This window comes from Taibaiella lutea (assembly GCF_008629695.1).
Classification (GTDB): Bacteria; Bacteroidota; Bacteroidia; order Chitinophagales; family Chitinophagaceae; genus Taibaiella; species Taibaiella lutea.
Window position 1 is genome coordinate 858,360 of the sequence record NZ_VWSH01000001.1, and the last position, 16,013, is coordinate 874,372.

Here is a 16,013-nt window from a genome sequence, read left to right on the forward strand (position 1 = left end):
TTTCAAAACAGAATTTCATAATATAAACCTGCAAAAAAATGATGCAGCTATCAGGTTATAGCTGCATCATTTTATCCGGCTGCGGAAATGAATAGTAATATCAATTCTATTCTGTCTCCTTAATTTTTCCTGAAATTATAACCCTTTGTTATGTTACACAAATTGAAGAAGGGTAAATCGACTGCTAAAAATACATTGAAACGCCAGGAAGGATTTCTTTCGAGAAGATCATTGGTTCCTAAATCTATTTTTCCCAGGCCGGGACCATATTGTGCGCCTGCGCCCAAAGCAAGCGGAATATTCCATGGGGCACCATAAACAAGATAAAATCCCGGTGAAATAATCTGTTGAAGCTTAATACTATAGTCTTTCTGGATGGCAGTACCTGTCTGAGTTGCTGATGTAATTACTGTATCTTTCTGAAGCTGATAATCTACAATAGCGCCGATATCGAATAAAGATGCAAATACACTGAGTGACCCTCCTTTATTGAAACCGTGACTTACGGATATACCAATGGGTGCGGTTACGCCAAAACGATCATCCCATGCATTATCAATAGGATGGTCTTTGCCTGCAAACCTGTAATATGCGCCAAGATAAGATTGTATGGAAACATTAAAGCAAGCATGCTTTTTGATGGAAGAACTGCCAACCGGAAGAATGGCGTTATCCAAAACATACTGTACCTCTTCAGGAGTTTTGGCATCAATCATATTGGCCATAAACAATCCGTATTTGTTCAGCGAACTCAATACATCTATTAATGCCTGAAGCTTATCCTGTGCATTGACTATATAATATATCTTGTTTATAACGGCACTATCAACAGCACGACCGGCGTAAGTACTGTCGAAATGTTGCTTTTCTGTCATGCTAAAGGAATTGGTCTTCATAGCCTTTTGCATAGCAACTGTATCGCTGACCGGTACTGTTCTCATAAGACCTGTATATTGCCTCTTATCAATCAGTTTAGCGGCGTCTCCTATTATTTCAATAGCATCGGAAAGTGCCTGGGTATATTCTTTTTTATAGACATGACGATAAAGGTCATTAGCATTTCTGGCGATATTGGTATAGGCTGAAACATCAAGCGTGCTGTCGAACAAAGCCGCAAAGGAGAAAGCGTATTCAATCACATTCATAGAACCGTCTATATAATCGAAATAATCGTCTTCTGTAAATGCAACATGGCTTTTGATTTTTGCTTCAAGCGAATCTGTAACCTTATCAATGGCATTTGCCAGCACTATAAATTCGGATATTTTGCTTTGAAACAGAAAAATACGCCCGGCATTTTCATTCATTATGTTAGCAAATGAAATAGTATCTTTTTCAGTACGCCATTCGATATTTTCTTTCTTTACTCTTTCCAATATCAAACCGAGATATATTTTGAACAAAGTATCATCTTCAATCAGCATTTTTGCCTGTTTGGCAGTAATCCATATTCTTTTTTCATTATTGCTTTGAGATGTGTTTTGTGATATATTGATCATTGTATTAGTATCACTCGAAATAATATTAGAAGCAAGTTGGTAGCTTGTAATAGTAAATCTCACCATTGAATCTACTTTTCTTTTACCCGTATCGGAGGAGCTGATTCTTTTGTTGATGATTGTAATGATAGTATCATTGTTGATATGGATGGTACTATCAATGTTTGTTTGTGTTCCAAAATCCGATTTATACCGAAGGCTTTGAGAAATGATATCAGCAAGTTTTACCGTATTTCCAAAATTGAAGAAAGCATCAGAAGTATTAGGCTCAGTCCATTCTTTGAAAGAAGCGAATTGAGTCAACACTTCTGCAGCATTCGATTCACCTGTTTCGATTTCCTGTATCAGGCGAACAGTTCTTACTGCAACTCTTATCTCCGGAAAATTGGCAAGCAATTCCTTATATCTTGGCAACTCCAGAACATCATCCAGATGAATGGGCAGTTTGTCCAAATCTTCAAAAAAGCTGCTTCTCAATGCAGGCAACATTTCAGGATATTTATACGCAAGCAGGTGAATCAGATTATCAGTCGTTTTAGGAAACAATACCTGGAATTCAGGATGCTTTTTTGAATAATCCTGAAAGCGGTTAAAGAATGAAATAGTTAATTCCTGCTTTGCTCTGTCAATCATCAACATAGCAACACCATTGGCAATGTTAGTGACATCAATGCCGCCGATAGAGGAAATTACGGATGAAGGAGATGTGGGAAATGAACCTAAAAAAGATCTGCTCGCCTGGCCTCCGGTCCTGTTTATATTGGAATCATTATTATTCAGAGGAAGTTTAAATAATCCATTTAAAAAATCGTTTCCTTTAATAACTACTTTTGAAATGGTATCAGCATTTATATTATCGATATTAATAGATTGTGATTTTGTCAATCTTTTCGCAAGATCTACCTTATCCTGAACGGAAAGATTACGATAACCGGTTTCAGTATATTCTTTTATTTTCATAGCATCGTAGTATTCATATTGCGCCATAAGACGAAATGAAATACCAAAAATGAGAAGCAGTAAAATATAAATTGTTTTCATGATGGTTAATTTTTAAGATTATTAATGTTTGCTAAAATGCGGTTGATATTTGGTCTTAAATATTGTATATTATTTCCCGTAGGATCATTTACTGAATCGGAATTATCTTTTAAAAACTGAATGATTCTGGTATAAGTAGCAGGTAAAACATCCTTGCCACTCTTTCGCATAAAAGAAATTATAAGTGCGATAACGCCTGCTGCAAAAGGTGTTGCAATGCTTGATTGACCGTTTGTCATTACACTTCCCAATGGATCCAGGCATTTAAGCTTATCGCCCGGAAAAATCCATACAGTATTATTGGTTATAAAAGAAGCCGGCAGAAGATTATGCAGCTGATCTTCTGCACAAACTGCCATTACATTAGGCAGTGAAGCCGGAAATTGTTTATTGTTAATCAGAGCTGCATTCATAGTATGATCTACTGCTGCCAGAATTATATATTTCTGTGCAAGCTGTGTAATAGTATCTGCTGCCTCAGAATCGTAATCGGGATTACTAAAGCTGACAGATAATATATCGAATGGCAGGTTACGATTATTCAAATCCTGCAGTCCGGTTTTAAAATCCGTAATATCTTGATCTATTGTATTCCCAAAGCATTTATAAACATAAAGATCTGCTTCGGGCGCTACACCAAATAACAAACTGCTGCCTGTAGCTGCAGCCATAGAAGCACAATTAGTACCATGCCCATCTCCATCTATAGCACTCCAATGCGGCACTTGCCGGAAACCGGTCATTTTTATATTCATGAAGTCAGCACGGTTACTTGTAATGCCCGTATCAAAAACAGCTATAGCAGCGCCATCGCCTCTTGTCCCTAATTTATTCCATGCATCTACAATGCCAAAGCCTTTATTAATAATACTATCATGTGCCCAACTCATTTTTCCTTCAATAAAACTACTTGTCTTGGAAGAAATGGGTGGAATAACTGCAGCCACTTCAATGCTGCTATCCACGCCGCCGCTCCAGACAAAGGTTCCATCCGATAATTTATACCAGATGTTATTACCTTTATATGTTTCGCCTTCTAGCTTATCAGCTATATCAATTGTTTCACCGGGCTTAAAGAACTTATTGCCGATATTGTTATCCGGTAAAACTTTAGGTTCACCGGAACGTACATTCAAATATTTCGAAACAACGGCTTTCATTATGCTTCTCTTTTTGGTGATGAAACATTGTTATTGGCATTCGCATTATCATCGTTGCTATTATCAGGTTTCACGGATGTACGAAGCTGAATAAGCTTATTCAGCATATCGAACCAGAAAGGAGCTCCTAAAGAAATAGCAATTGCAGTGATTAGGAAACCCATGAAATGGACACAAAACATGCTGAATAAATAATGCCATTTATCGCAGGAGCTAAACACATAATATTTGTTAACCGTAGCATTGCTAAGCTTGCTGATTTTCAAAGCAGCTGTTGCATCCAGTTCAGGAATATAAAGCCGTTTTCCGGTGGCGCTATCTTTTAACACCATTACGGAATCAGGTAGCCAGGAACCGGAACCCAACAGGGAGTTGGCTTTCGCAATATCCTTATCCAATTGGCTTTTAATTTTAAGCAGAGAATCCAGCTTTTGATTGAAACTTTTTACGCTCACAGAATCACATGAGTCACAGCCATTAGTTGGTGTTATCGGTATATTTTTATTATTCTGAATATAGGCCGTTGCCATCGTCACCATTTCTTCTCTGGCCTTTTTATCGGTTGAAAGTTTATGAATAATTCCAATCGTGTCAGCATTGAAGCACCAAGCCATTACAAATCCAAGTATCAATAATACTACCTGAATTTTACGTTTGTACCATTCGGTACATTGTTCCATTGTCCTGTCAAACCAATGTTCCAACGATGCTTTAAATTTTTCAATATCACCATAACTATCTTTCCACAAATTCAAAACATAAATCTTCGTTTCAGGACTGAGAATATCACCACCTTCCATAATTTTCGCTTCAATGCTATCCTTATCTATAAAACCCGCACCAAATAATTTCTGATATATTGCTCTTGAGAAACTTCCTGAACGCATGACAGAAGGCAAAGAAGAAAAACCTGTATTTTTTAATTTTTTAATTTCCGGAAGCTGATAGAATTTTTTCACAAAATCCCCATCAGGCTTTTTCATTAAGCGTAGCGAATCAATAACCTTTTCAAGTTTACTCCTGTCTTTTTCGTCTTCCAGCATCTGTCCGACGGATTCCATCAGGTTTCTTGCACGAAGTCCAAGAGCCGTGGCTATAATTTCAGAAACAACAGTCGCAAATAAACTGTAGAGTAAAAAGATGAAAACCAGTCCTATTACAACATCGAGCGCAACATTATTAAGCATAAAAATGGGTTTTAGGATTTTTAAAATTCACGCTTGCTAAACTTAAAACAAAACTAAAAATAAACAAAATAAAAAGCATAAGTACTTTTCACATTTTTAATACGTATTTATACGCGAAATGAGTGTTTTATTAAAAATTTCCCTGAAAAACTATAGTCATTAAAGTCACTCCACGGTTTATTATCAGACAATAACGATAGCTTTCACATAACCTATTTGCTGATTTTTAAATTTCCAAAGCAATTGATTTGCAGATATTGCATTCATTTCAGACCTTTGCGCCTCATTATAAAAGCATTTCAATGTCAAACAAGCAAATCAAATCTGCACTTATTTCTGTTTTCTACAAGGACGGCCTGGAACCAATAGTAAAAGAATTGGAACGTATCGGAGCTACTATATATTCTACCGGCGGCACTCAGAAATTCATTGAAGATCTTGGCATAAAATGTGTGCCTGTTGAAAATGTAACAACTTATCCTTCTATTTTAGGAGGTCGCGTTAAGACATTGCATCCGGGCATCTTTGGCGGCATACTGGGCAGAAGAGATCTGCCACAGGATCTTGAAGAAATGCAGCAATACAATATTCCCGAAATTGATTTGGTGATAGTGGATTTATATCCTTTTGAAGAAACATTGAAACAAACTTCAGAAGAAAAATTAATCATAGAAAAAATTGACATCGGCGGGCCATCTATGATTCGTGCCGCAGCAAAAAACCATAAAGACCTTACTGTTATTGCCGCTAAAGAAGATTATGCTGCTTTAGAGGAATTATTAAAAACACAAAATGGCGCAACAACATTAGAACAACGCCGTGCCTTCGCTGCCAAAGCTTTCTATGTTGTAATGAATTACGATATCGCTATCAACAATTATTTCAACGGCACTATCATTCCTGCATTTCATGGCAAACAGATATTGCGTTATGGTGAAAATCCGCATCAGCAAGGTGTTTTCTACGGCGATTTAACGGAGACTTTCGACAAGCTGCATGGTAAGGAGCTTTCTTACAACAACCTGGTAGATGCTGATGCTGCAGCGCAACTGATAGCTGAATTTGATAATAATGCCGATGCTGTTTTTGCAATCATCAAGCATACAAATGTGTGCGGAGTTGCACAAAGAGCATCTTTGCCTGAAGCATGGGATGCGGCATTGGCCGGCGATCCGGAAAGTGCATTTGGTGGCGTATTGGTTACCAACAAGAATATCGATTTGGCAACTGCTCAGAAAATTAATGAGTTGTTTTTTGAAATCCTCATTGCTCCGGGATTTGATGCAGATGCGTTGGAAGTGTTGCAAACCAAAAAGAACCGCATATTACTTGCCCAGAAAAAACCATTACAAACCAAAACTATTTTCAAGAATGTAATGGGGGGTATTTTAACGCAGGATGCCGATTCCGGCAATTACATCGATTGGAAAGAAGAAGGTGCACAACCGGCTACAGAAGCACAAAAGAAAGACATGGTCTTTGGTAATCTTATCTGTAAGCATCTTAAATCAAATGCAATTGCATTGGTTAAAAACGGACAGCTTTTAGGTAAAGGCTGCGGCCAGACAAGTCGTGTAGATGCATTACGCCATGCGCTTGAAAAGGCACACGCATTCGGTTTTGATTTGACCGATGCGGTATTGGCATCCGATGCTTTCTTTCCTTTTGACGACTGTGTTAAGATGGCACACGAAGCAGGCATTACTGCTGTAATTCAGCCCGGTGGCTCTATCCGTGATAAAGATACGGTTGCTTATTGCAAAGAAAACGGCATGGCTTTAGTGATTACGGGCATGCGTCATTTCAGACATTAATATTTTTTTTCCAAGATTTGACACCTTCTTAAAAGTTGTCAAATTTATTAAGTTGGATATAAATTAAAGGGGTGATTCAGTATAACTGAATCACCCCTTTAATTTATATTTTTGAAAAGGTATTCTTATTTTGCTTTGTCATCTTCATTCATGCCTTTTGCTACTTCTTCCGTTATGTTTAAACTTTGATTTGCAAAAAGAATGGAACCACCCTTTTGATAAGAAAGGATATAATCATACTTTTTATCCTGGTTGTATTTCAATAAATACTTATCCAGCTTGTCCTGAAGTTCCTTGGCAAACGCATCATTTTCCTTCATAAGTTGCGCACCCAATGTTTGTCTTTTATTTTCAAGGTCAACCTGCATTTTTTGCAATCTCTGTTGCGCAGCTTCGCCTTCTGCCTGCGTAGTAAAACCTCCTGATTGCGCTTTCTTTTGAAAAGCAATAGCTTCATTTTGCAGTATTTGCCCGCCTCTTGCAAGTTCTGCTTCAAGATTAGCCGATTTTTTCTCTAATTCTTCCTTTTTAGATTTCAGAAAAATATACTTTACCTGTAAGGTGTCCATATCCACATAAGCAATCCTGCCTTCGTTGGTACCTGCAATATTCGTTGTTGTACTATTTAGTTTTGTTTCTGTTTTATTTTCTGCGGCTTTTTTAGAATCACAAGAAGCAAAGCCAAAAGCTGTAATCATTCCTAAGGCCAAAAGACCTTTCACTATTCCATTTGATTGAGACATGAATATATTTTTTATGGGGGCAAATTTAACGGAATACTTTGTGGTATTCAAAAATTTAATATAGAGCCGGAGTAATAAAAAAAGATTGCCAAATTACTGGCAATCTTTTTTATAAAAGTAAATTGTTAACTATTGGTCTAACTTAAACGTAACAGGTAATGTATAGTACATTCTGACTGCTTGCCCGTTTTGTCTTCCCGGTTTCCATTTAGGCATACCGCTAACTACACGGGTAGCTTCTTTACCGAACCCACTACCTGGCACATCGCGCTGAACAACAATATTGGTAATGCTACCATCCTTGTCAACAACGAATTGCAATATAGCTCTGCCGGATAATCCATCTTCCCTTGCTTGCGTAGGGAATTTGATATTGTTTGCAAGATATTTTTGCAATGCTGCCATGCCACCCGGAAATTCTGCTGTCTGTTCAACCGAAGTAAAGATTTTATCCTCTACCGGCGCTGCTTCAACAGGAGCGTTACCTGTACCGGACGCTTTTGATAAACCCGGATCGATAGCATTCGGATCATCAGAACCTTCAACTTTAGCTGCTCCTACAACCTTATTTTCTTCAGGCTTTGGTGGTTCCGGTTTTTCATCTTCACGTACCTCTTCGTTTTTTTTGATTACAGGAGGCGTAAACTTCACTGTTGGTTTTACCGGAGGTGGTGCAGGTGGTGGCGGCGGCGGCGGTGGCCTGTGTGGATCCACAGGAGGAGCCTCAGCCAACTTCACATCTGTAATCGGAGGAAGTTCAGCTACTTTAGGTTCCGGTAATTTTATCATTGTTCCTGCAAATAAACCACCCACAGTCAAAACAGATATTATCCCCGCTATAGCTGCCCTGCGTTTATACTTCTTTCGAAGTTCATAACCGCCGTATTGCTTATTACGTCCTTCGAAAAGGATGTCGAGGTAATCGGCGTTTAAAATTTTGTTTATGTCCATGATTGTAATTTCTTTATTTAAGATGCAGGCATCTTAAAATTTCATAAAAATATTATTGCGGGTTAGCGGCTTCTGTCGCTTTGATAAAATCCTGATCAACCGGAGTAATATCAACAACTGCATAAACCGGAATCGCATTAATAGTCATTTCATCAAGGATATTAATAAGGTCTTCAGTAGTACTGGTACTGTCCGGCTTAATCAAAACGATTGCTTTATCCTGTGCATTCAGCACACCTTGGCTAATAAGACTTTGTACTGTTTTTTTCTTATTAATCAATACGTCTCTGATACCATCTTTATCTTTGAAGTATGTTACTTCTACCTGCGGCGGATTTGTCGGGTCGTCTCCAATACCATTATAATAATAAATCCTGTGATCTTTACTTAAAAGAACGGTAAGCGCTTCGTCTTTCTTGACTTTGTTCTTATCCTCATCTTTCATGTTTGGATCTTTAAACGGCATCTGGATTTCCATCGCTTTTGGCTTCGACATGGTTGTAGTAAGCATGAAGAAGGTGATAAGCAGGAATCCTAAATCCACCATTGGTGTAAGGTCAATTCGGGGGGCATGTTTCTTCCCACCTTTTACCTCTATTTCTGCCATGGTATTTTATTTAATTAAGTTAGTTAAATGTTCTTATAAAGAACCTGAATTTACTTTATTCGGCTTTATTTTTCGAATTCGATTCAGCTAAAGCCGTTCCCGGCGGTATTCCCTTTAAATTGGTAGAGAAGCTGAATTTGAATATTCCAAGATGCCCTAAAGTCCCGATAACTTTATTTATTTCAGGATATTTAGCGGCTCCATCAGCTTTGATAGCAATACGACCTTGTACATCATTGCCGTCCTTATCTTTACTTTTCACAAAGAATCGCGCCGATGCTAACCAATAGGCCAATTCATTCGTTTCATAACTCGCTGTTGTATCTGTTGGAATACCTTTTGCCGTTTTGTCAAACTGCGCTTGTTGAGCGGGCGATAAAGCAAGATATTGTTTCAATTGAGAAAAAGGAACGCCAACTCCTGCACCATTTACAAAAGATTTTACTTCAGGATCAGTAAGACCTAAATTTTTGTCAGCATTGATTTTTTCAATCAGTTCCTGTTTTTGATCCTTCTTGTCGACATCAAAGAAAACCCTTCCGTTTTTATCCAAGGTAATTAACATAAAACCTTCAGGAATGATCTTGGTTGACGTAGACGCCGGTTGAGTGATCTGAACAGGCTCTTCCGGCTTGAATTTTGTAGCCAACATAAAGAAGGTAAGCAATAGGAACGCCACATCACACATGGCCGTCATGTCTATATGCGTACTCTTACGAGGCAGTTTTATTTTTGGCATTTCTTGTTATTTTATATTAGACGAAGCGGTTGATATTTTCCACAAAGATAATTTGCGCTTATTTGTAAGTAGCAGCAAAACTTTGTGATAATGTAAATCCGCTTTCATCAATGCTATAATTCACACCATCAATAACAGTAGTATAGAAGTTATAAGCTATCATTGCAAGGAAAGAAGTACCGATACCTAATGCAGTATTAAAAAGTGCTTCGGAGATACCTGCTGCCAATGCTGTAGAATCAGCGCCGCCGCCTTCACCCATAGATGCGAATGCACGGATCATACCAACTACCGTACCCATCAAACCTAATAGGGTTGCTGCGGAAGTAATAGTAGAAAGGAATACAAGATTTTTCTCCAACATAGGTAATTCAAGAGCCGTAGCTTCTTCAATTTCATTTTGGATACTCATTACTTTTTGATCAGTAGTCAATTCAGTATTACCTATCATTTCTTTGTATTTGTGAAGGCCTGCTTTCATTACATTACCTACAGAACCGCTTTGTTTGTCACACTCAGCTAATGCCGCATCAACATTTTTATTTGCAAGATGATATTGTACTTTACGCACAAATTCACCGCCATTCACTTTACCTTTTGCCTTCATAATAGTCATTCCTCTTTCAATAACGAAAGCAAGCATCGTTAAGAACATTGCAATCAGGAACGGTACGATTACACCACCACTATACATTTGTCCTTTCCAATTGATAGGGTGACCAGCTTCATTAAAGTTTGCTTTATCACCTAATACAAAGATGCGGATAATCCATCCTGCTGCTATACAAACAGCTACGATTGCTAAATTTAACCAAAAACTATTTGAATTTTTTGGTTTGCCTGCTGCACGTGGTGCTCCGGCTGGTCTTGCTGCTGTGGCTGTTTTTACGTCTGCCATAATTCTGTTTTTTACGAATTGATTGTTTTAAAAAAAGATTGCAATAATAGTCGCCGCAAATTTATGCGTTTGGTTAAAATAAACAAATTTGCACTCCAAAATTTACGTTAAGATAACTTTGGAATCAAATATAAATCTATTATGCAAATTTCCAAAATGAAAGAAATGTTTTTCTATAATAAATTATCAAGGTTTTCTTTTGGTAAGATAGTAAATATTTTAGCTCCGTCGGGTGAATACTGCGGCTGTTCGCAGGCAAATAATTCATCAATTAATGATTGTGCTGCACCTGGTGTAAGCAGGGATGGCTGAGCCATCCGTTTGGCCATAGTTTTTAAAAGTTTTTCCTGCAACTGATTTTTCAAGTTAGATGATTCATGTTTTAATTGCTCCAATAATTCCTCCAATATGGATTGTTCACGTCCGGAAGGTATATCAGGGGGCGCACCATTTACCGCATAAGTATGACTGCCAAGCGGCGAAATTTCATATCCGAGGTTTTTAAGGAAAGGCAATAAATCTTCCAAAAGGGCCGAATCAGCAGGAGTCAGTTGCAGACTGACCGGAAATAGCAATTGTTGTGAAACCTTTTGCTCATTCGCCATCCTGCTTACCAAACGTTCATACTGTATCCGCTCCAATGCTCTCTTTTGATGCACAAGCAAAATACCCGACTTCATCGTACTTAAAAGATAATCCCTCCATTGAAGCACCGGTTGTTCATGATTACTTATTTCAACAAAATCCATTGCAGACTGGTCTGAAAGCCCGTTATCAGAATCTGCATTTACTTTATTGCTTAATGAGGGCATGGTTGGCATAGAAGGCATAAAATGCTCTCGTTGCTCTTTCCATTGCTGGCGATCATTTGTTTTTTCTATTAAATGTGCCCTTCCTGCCTGGGAAAAAGATTGATATAAATAACCGCTTTGCGTTTCCGCTTTCCTTTGCTCTGTTTGTGGCAACCTTACGGCATCCATGTTCTGAATTTCGGCATTCAGAGAAAAATCCAGAGAAGGTGCAATATTATAACGGGCCAGAGTATGCTTAATCGTTGATTGCAAATACGCATACATCAGCTTATCATCATCAAATTTCACTTCCTGTTTTGTCGGATGCACGTTAACATCAACACGTTGCGGATCTAATTCAAGAAATAAAACATAGAAGGGGAAAGCATCTTTCTCAATAAGGTTGTCAAAAGCTGTGGTAACCGCATGATGCAGGTAAGCATTTCTGATAAAACGATTATTGATAAAGAAAAACTGATTGCCACGTGTTTTGTTGGCACCTTCCGGCTTCCCGATAAATCCGCTGATGCGCAATAATTCAGTATCTTCTTCTACAGGAACCAGGTTGCGCTCCGATTTATTGCCCAGTAATTCTATTATTCTTGTTTTAAGATTACCTGTCGATAAATGAAATTGTTCTGTATTGTTATGAAACAAACGGAATGATATTTCCGGATAAGCCATTGCTACCCTTGTAAATTCATCTATAATATGCTTGAACTCGGAAGTATTTGATTTTAAAAATTTCCGGCGGGCAGGAACATTATAAAATAAATTTCTGATGGAAAAACTGGTACCGGCCGAACATGCGACAGGTTCCTGCTTTAAAACTTCAGAAGCTTCGATGATTAATAAAGTCCCGATATCTTCATGATGCTGACGGGTCTTCATTTCTACCTGAGCTACAGCCGCAATGGAAGCCAATGCTTCGCCACGGAAACCCATCGTTTTTATAGAAAACAAATCGTCGATATGCCTGATTTTGGATGTAGCATGACGCTCAAAACTCATGCGTGCATCCATTGGGCTCATGCCTTTACCGTTATCTACAACCTGAATCAATTCTTTACCTGCATCTTTCAATATAAGCTGAATCTCTGTTGCACCGGCATCAATGGCATTTTCCAACAGTTCCTTCACTGCTGAAGCCGGGCGTTGTATAACTTCTCCGGCAGCAATCTGATTGGCAAGATGATCTGGTAACAGTTGAATAATATCAGGCACTATAATTTATTTTTAATTTTATTGAAAGGTTTAAAAAGAATAACCGAATCGGCGAAGTTAGGCAAAAGCTCTTTTCGTTTAGTTAAAGAACGCCATCCACTTCCTTTTTTGATGAAAATTCGAGCCGGTAAATCTTAATCAATAAAATAAAATACGCTACCAATAACGGTCCGAAAATAAGTCCCATCAAACCAAAAAGCTGCAAACCCAGAATAACGCCGAATACTGTAATAAGCGGATGTACATCACCTATTCTTTTCAGAATAGTAAACCGCAGTACGTTATCAATATTAGACACAACTATTGCACAATAAAGCGATAACCCTATTGCAATACCAATATCTCCTTTTACAAAAACAACAACACAAATTGGAATCCAGACAATCATGGTTCCTATTAACGGCAAAATAGAAGCAACGCCGGTAAGTATCCCCCAAACAACGGGTTGTTCGATGCCAAACAGCCAATAACCTATAACAGCAATAATACATTGACATATCATTAGCACCGGAATGCCAACAGAGTTGGATACGACCATATTCTTCGTTTCAACCCAAAGCGCATCTTTATTTACTTCCTTTAACGGTAGCAGGCTCAGCAGTTTCTTTTCCATATCCCGGCCGCTCATCAACATAAAATAAAGAATAAAGAAGGCAGTCAATGTATTGAGCACCATGCTTGCCGTAGCATTTAAGGTTGCATTTATAACTGTCGGCACAATAAGCAGAATACGTTGCAGGCCTTGCTGAATCTGTTCATCATTTATTTTTAATTTAGGCAGGTTTCCTTTCACCCAATCAATAACATGAGCTGCATTTGCCATTATCTGATCAGTATGATCAAAAGCGTAATTGAATTTTGGCAGGAGTAATTGAACAATAATCCATATCGGCAATGCAAGAAGCAATACACAAAGAAAAATCAATACCATAGCCGCCATCCATTTCTTCCACCTTCGTTTGATTGTCAGATTGAAATAATATTGACGGAGCAATATATAAAGTGTAATCGCCCCGAGCAACCCGGGAATAAAATATTTCAGTTGCCAGACCAGTACGATACCTATTAAACTAATAAGCAGCAAAAGAATAATCTGTTTTAACCCGTTTGTTCTTAAAAATTCCATAGTTACAATTGCATTTGACTAAAGTTAACACAACTTGGCACACGAAGTTTGAAATATTTTAATTATATTGACAATAATGTCGCAATAAGAAATTATATCTTTGCTCATCGTGTAAAGAATTGCAAATAAATTGCTTATAATGATTATCGAAATGGTAAGATTTTATTAAAAGCAAAATTCTTTCGAACAAAAAGGATAGAAGATTGTAAATTTGTTTAGTAATATTTCACATTAAAATCTAAATTTTATGGCAAACAACGCAGGTAAAACAGTAGCAACATTATTGATCGGAGCAGCTATAGGCGCAGCAGCAGGTTATGTACTTGGAACAGACAAAGACAAACGTCAGGAACAAGTAGATCGTCTTAAAAAAAGCATTGATAAACTTAAGGACAAGATGAGTAAAAAAACTTCTGATCTTGAAGAAGAAATTTTCAGCGCTTAAGTTCTCTCCTAAATAAACCGCATGTTTAAAAATCCTCTTAGCTCGCTTAAGGAGAAAATAACCCAATACGTTCATCTGAAGTTTGAATTAATTCGCCTCGAAGTAATTGAACGCCTGGTGAATGTAATGGGTTATTTTGCTTTCATCATGATTGCAATATTCCTCTTTTTTACCTTTGGCATATTTGTCCTGTTAGGTATTGCAGAATATTTAAAAGTATTGTTCGACAGTGCCGTCTGGGGCTACCTTGCCACAGCACTGATTATACTTATCATAACCTTCATTGTAGTTGGTTTCAGTAAAAAAATTATCCGCTTTTTTGCCGGTAAGTTAACAATACTGCTTACCAAGAATTATCATGAAGAAGACGATGATTCTGATGAAAATGCAGAAGGTTAAAAACATTTCAAAGTAAAATGAACTTATGAGCACTGTTTACAAAAGGAAAAGGATTTCCAGCCTTGATGATTTAGACAAAGAAGAAGCAAGGCTCAGGAAGAAAGCTAAAAAAATAGAGAAAGAGTGGGTTCAGATTTTGGATCCGCAACAATTGGCTATTGATTTTGCATTGGGCTTTTTTACAAACAAGGTTATGGGCAAAGGTTCACCCCTGAAATTCATCCCCTCCCTTTTCTCTTCCAAAAAGAAAGCCAACAAAGAAGACAGAGAAAGCTCAACCAAAGAAAAAAACAAGAAAAGCAAAGCCGGAAAGATAATCAAAGGCGTTGGCATAGCCCTGATAGCTATACAGGCTGTTAGAATGTTGGTTTCTTACAAGAAAAAACAAAACAAGAAAAAGGAATCTTTATAAACTATAAAGATTCCTTTTTTTATAAAAATACTTCATCAATTACTTTTCAATATTCAACTAAGGCAAACTGTTTCTGAATGCAACATAGGCTGCATCGTCTTCCTGTGTCGTAATAGTTGAAGTGCAGCCGCCATCAGTAGCATGTTGATTGATATTTGCTACCCTGTTATCCGGATTGGGATGTGTACTAAGAAAAGCCGGTGGCTGGCTTCCGCCCTGAGCTATAATTTTCTCAAAGAAATCAGCTGCTCCGTTTGCCCGGTATTTTGTAGGACATAAATAAACGACAGAATATTCATCAGCCTGAGATTCGTCTGATCTGCTGAATTGAAGCGTAACTAATTCCGATGCAATCTGTGTTAAAAGATTCTGATTCTTTCCGACTACAACATCCAATAAGGCCTGCACACCATAAGCTTTTGTAAGCTGGTTAGTGGAATGTCTTTTATCTGCATGCGCCATTTCATGACCTAATACTCCTGCCAATGAAGACTTGTGATCGAGATATTTTATCAGGCCAGTATAAATATAAATGTAGCCGCCGGGTGTGCAGAAAGCATTTACCACATCATCACGTTTTATAACATACACTTCCCAGGAAAATTCATTTCTGTAAGTCACCTTTCCGCTATTCAGTATATCATCGCGCATTCCATTGAGGTAAGAATATATGGCCGGATAAGCTGACGGACTCAAAATAGGGAATTCAGAAGGATTGGATTCAATTTGCTGTTTAGTCTGCAACCCTAAAGTTTTATCATCGTCAATCGAGAAAATATTAACGGCTCCGTCCTTTGTACAACCTGCAAAAAAAGAGGATACTGTTATCGCGAAAACAGATAGTAAGGTAAATCGTTTTTTCATAAATACTTGTTTTAAGTATATAATACAAAAATCGTTCCAAAAAGATTGATTTAGCAAAAAATAAACAAAAAACCTGCCAGCGCTATGCTGACAGGCCTTTCATTTATTCCTCT

The 16,013-nt window shown here is 37.8% G+C and carries 15 protein-coding genes; 4 read left to right on the forward strand and 11 right to left on the reverse strand.

All coding sequences use genetic code 11. The annotated features are described in order from the left end of the window. Positions 1–119 precede the first annotated feature (119 nt). From F0919_RS03665 to F0919_RS03675, 3 genes are read right to left on the reverse strand one after another with little or no spacing between them, the layout of a single operon-like run. The gene (locus tag F0919_RS03665; protein ID WP_150031356.1) at positions 120–2,540 is read right to left on the reverse strand and encodes a hypothetical protein; all 2,421 of its coding nucleotides are present in this window, start codon (positions 2,538–2,540) and stop codon (positions 120–122) included. A 5-nt stretch (positions 2,541–2,545) separates the two neighbouring features. Continuing rightward, positions 2,546–3,700: a S8 family peptidase gene (locus tag F0919_RS03670; RefSeq protein ID WP_150031357.1), complete on the reverse strand. Its 1,155-nt coding sequence runs from the start codon at positions 3,698–3,700 to the stop codon at positions 2,546–2,548. Continuing rightward, positions 3,700–4,887, reverse strand: a complete 1,188-nt coding sequence (locus F0919_RS03675) for a hypothetical protein (protein WP_150031358.1) — start codon at positions 4,885–4,887, stop codon at positions 3,700–3,702. Before F0919_RS03675 ends, F0919_RS03670 begins: the two co-directional genes overlap by 1 nt. 302 nt (positions 4,888–5,189) lie before the next feature. On the opposite strand from F0919_RS03675, the gene purH reads away from it, so the two are divergent. Further along, positions 5,190–6,701, forward strand: coding sequence for a bifunctional phosphoribosylaminoimidazolecarboxamide formyltransferase/IMP cyclohydrolase (purH, locus tag F0919_RS03680; RefSeq protein WP_150031359.1), 1,512 nt, complete (start codon positions 5,190–5,192; stop codon positions 6,699–6,701). A 125-nt stretch (positions 6,702–6,826) separates the two neighbouring features. On the opposite strand, the gene F0919_RS03685 is transcribed toward purH, so the two are convergent. The 7 genes from F0919_RS03685 to F0919_RS03715 form a co-directional block, all read right to left on the reverse strand. Continuing rightward, positions 6,827–7,444, reverse strand: coding sequence for an OmpH family outer membrane protein (locus F0919_RS03685; protein WP_150031360.1), 618 nt, complete (start codon positions 7,442–7,444; stop codon positions 6,827–6,829). Positions 7,445–7,573: 129 nt separating this feature from the next. Further along, positions 7,574–8,395 (reverse strand): energy transducer TonB, encoded by an 822-nt coding sequence (locus F0919_RS03690; RefSeq protein ID WP_150031361.1) that lies wholly within the window; start codon positions 8,393–8,395, stop codon positions 7,574–7,576. 52 nt (positions 8,396–8,447) lie between these two features. After that, positions 8,448–9,002, reverse strand: a complete 555-nt coding sequence (locus F0919_RS03695) for an ExbD/TolR family protein (RefSeq protein ID WP_150031362.1) — start codon at positions 9,000–9,002, stop codon at positions 8,448–8,450. A gap of 55 nt (positions 9,003–9,057) precedes the next feature. Next, positions 9,058–9,741, reverse strand: a complete 684-nt coding sequence (locus F0919_RS03700; protein WP_150031363.1) for an ExbD/TolR family protein — start codon at positions 9,739–9,741, stop codon at positions 9,058–9,060. Between the two features lie 58 nt (positions 9,742–9,799). Continuing rightward, complete coding sequence (locus tag F0919_RS03705; RefSeq protein ID WP_150031364.1) at positions 9,800–10,639, reverse strand: MotA/TolQ/ExbB proton channel family protein; 840 nt, start codon at positions 10,637–10,639, stop codon at positions 9,800–9,802. 173 nt (positions 10,640–10,812) lie between these two features. Continuing rightward, the gene (gene mutL / locus F0919_RS03710) at positions 10,813–12,654 is read right to left on the reverse strand and encodes a DNA mismatch repair endonuclease MutL (protein ID WP_150031365.1); all 1,842 of its coding nucleotides are present in this window, start codon (positions 12,652–12,654) and stop codon (positions 10,813–10,815) included. A gap of 82 nt (positions 12,655–12,736) precedes the next feature. Continuing rightward, positions 12,737–13,780 (reverse strand): AI-2E family transporter, encoded by a 1,044-nt coding sequence (locus F0919_RS03715; RefSeq protein WP_150031366.1) that lies wholly within the window; start codon positions 13,778–13,780, stop codon positions 12,737–12,739. A 247-nt stretch (positions 13,781–14,027) separates the two neighbouring features. Here F0919_RS03715 and F0919_RS03720 point away from each other — a divergent pair, with 247 nt between their 5' ends. From F0919_RS03720 to F0919_RS03730, 3 genes are read left to right on the forward strand one after another with little or no spacing between them, the layout of a single operon-like run. Then, positions 14,028–14,225 (forward strand): hypothetical protein, encoded by a 198-nt coding sequence (locus F0919_RS03720; RefSeq protein WP_150031367.1) that lies wholly within the window; start codon positions 14,028–14,030, stop codon positions 14,223–14,225. Positions 14,226–14,246: 21 nt separating this feature from the next. Next, a complete protein-coding gene (locus tag F0919_RS03725) occupies positions 14,247–14,624 on the forward strand; it encodes a hypothetical protein (protein WP_150031368.1) in 378 nt (125 codons plus the stop codon). 25 nt (positions 14,625–14,649) lie between these two features. Then, the gene (locus F0919_RS03730) at positions 14,650–15,036 is read left to right on the forward strand and encodes a hypothetical protein (protein WP_150031369.1); all 387 of its coding nucleotides are present in this window, start codon (positions 14,650–14,652) and stop codon (positions 15,034–15,036) included. A 57-nt stretch (positions 15,037–15,093) separates the two neighbouring features. Here the strand turns inward: F0919_RS03730 and F0919_RS03735 are convergent, their stop codons facing one another. Further along, on the reverse strand, positions 15,094–15,900 hold the full coding sequence (locus F0919_RS03735; protein WP_150031370.1) for a M48 family metalloprotease: 807 nt from the start codon (positions 15,898–15,900) through the stop codon (positions 15,094–15,096). Positions 15,901–16,013: the final 113 nt, after the last annotated feature.

Excerpts from the sequence above, each read along its gene's own strand:
- F0919_RS03685 (WP_150031360.1), bottom strand. The coding sequence starts at position 7,444 with ATGTCTCAATCAAATGGAATAGTGAAAGGTCTTTTGGCCTTAGGAATG.
- F0919_RS03735 (WP_150031370.1), bottom strand. The coding sequence starts at position 15,900 with ATGAAAAAACGATTTACCTTACTATCTGTTTTCGCGATAACAGTATCC.
- F0919_RS03715 (WP_150031366.1), bottom strand. The coding sequence starts at position 13,780 with ATGGAATTTTTAAGAACAAACGGGTTAAAACAGATTATTCTTTTGCTG.
- F0919_RS03670 (WP_150031357.1), bottom strand. The coding sequence starts at position 3,700 with ATGAAAGCCGTTGTTTCGAAATATTTGAATGTACGTTCCGGTGAACCT.
- F0919_RS03695 (WP_150031362.1), bottom strand. The coding sequence starts at position 9,002 with ATGGCAGAAATAGAGGTAAAAGGTGGGAAGAAACATGCCCCCCGAATT.
- F0919_RS03675 (WP_150031358.1), bottom strand. The coding sequence starts at position 4,887 with ATGCTTAATAATGTTGCGCTCGATGTTGTAATAGGACTGGTTTTCATC.
- F0919_RS03705 (WP_150031364.1), bottom strand. The coding sequence starts at position 10,639 with ATGGCAGACGTAAAAACAGCCACAGCAGCAAGACCAGCCGGAGCACCA.
- F0919_RS03725 (WP_150031368.1), top strand. The coding sequence starts at position 14,247 with ATGTTTAAAAATCCTCTTAGCTCGCTTAAGGAGAAAATAACCCAATAC.
- purH (WP_150031359.1), top strand. The coding sequence starts at position 5,190 with ATGTCAAACAAGCAAATCAAATCTGCACTTATTTCTGTTTTCTACAAG.
- F0919_RS03665 (WP_150031356.1), bottom strand. The coding sequence starts at position 2,540 with ATGAAAACAATTTATATTTTACTGCTTCTCATTTTTGGTATTTCATTT.
- F0919_RS03730 (WP_150031369.1), top strand. The coding sequence starts at position 14,650 with ATGAGCACTGTTTACAAAAGGAAAAGGATTTCCAGCCTTGATGATTTA.
- F0919_RS03700 (WP_150031363.1), bottom strand. The coding sequence starts at position 9,741 with ATGCCAAAAATAAAACTGCCTCGTAAGAGTACGCATATAGACATGACG.
- F0919_RS03720 (WP_150031367.1), top strand. The coding sequence starts at position 14,028 with ATGGCAAACAACGCAGGTAAAACAGTAGCAACATTATTGATCGGAGCA.
- F0919_RS03690 (WP_150031361.1), bottom strand. The coding sequence starts at position 8,395 with ATGGACATAAACAAAATTTTAAACGCCGATTACCTCGACATCCTTTTC.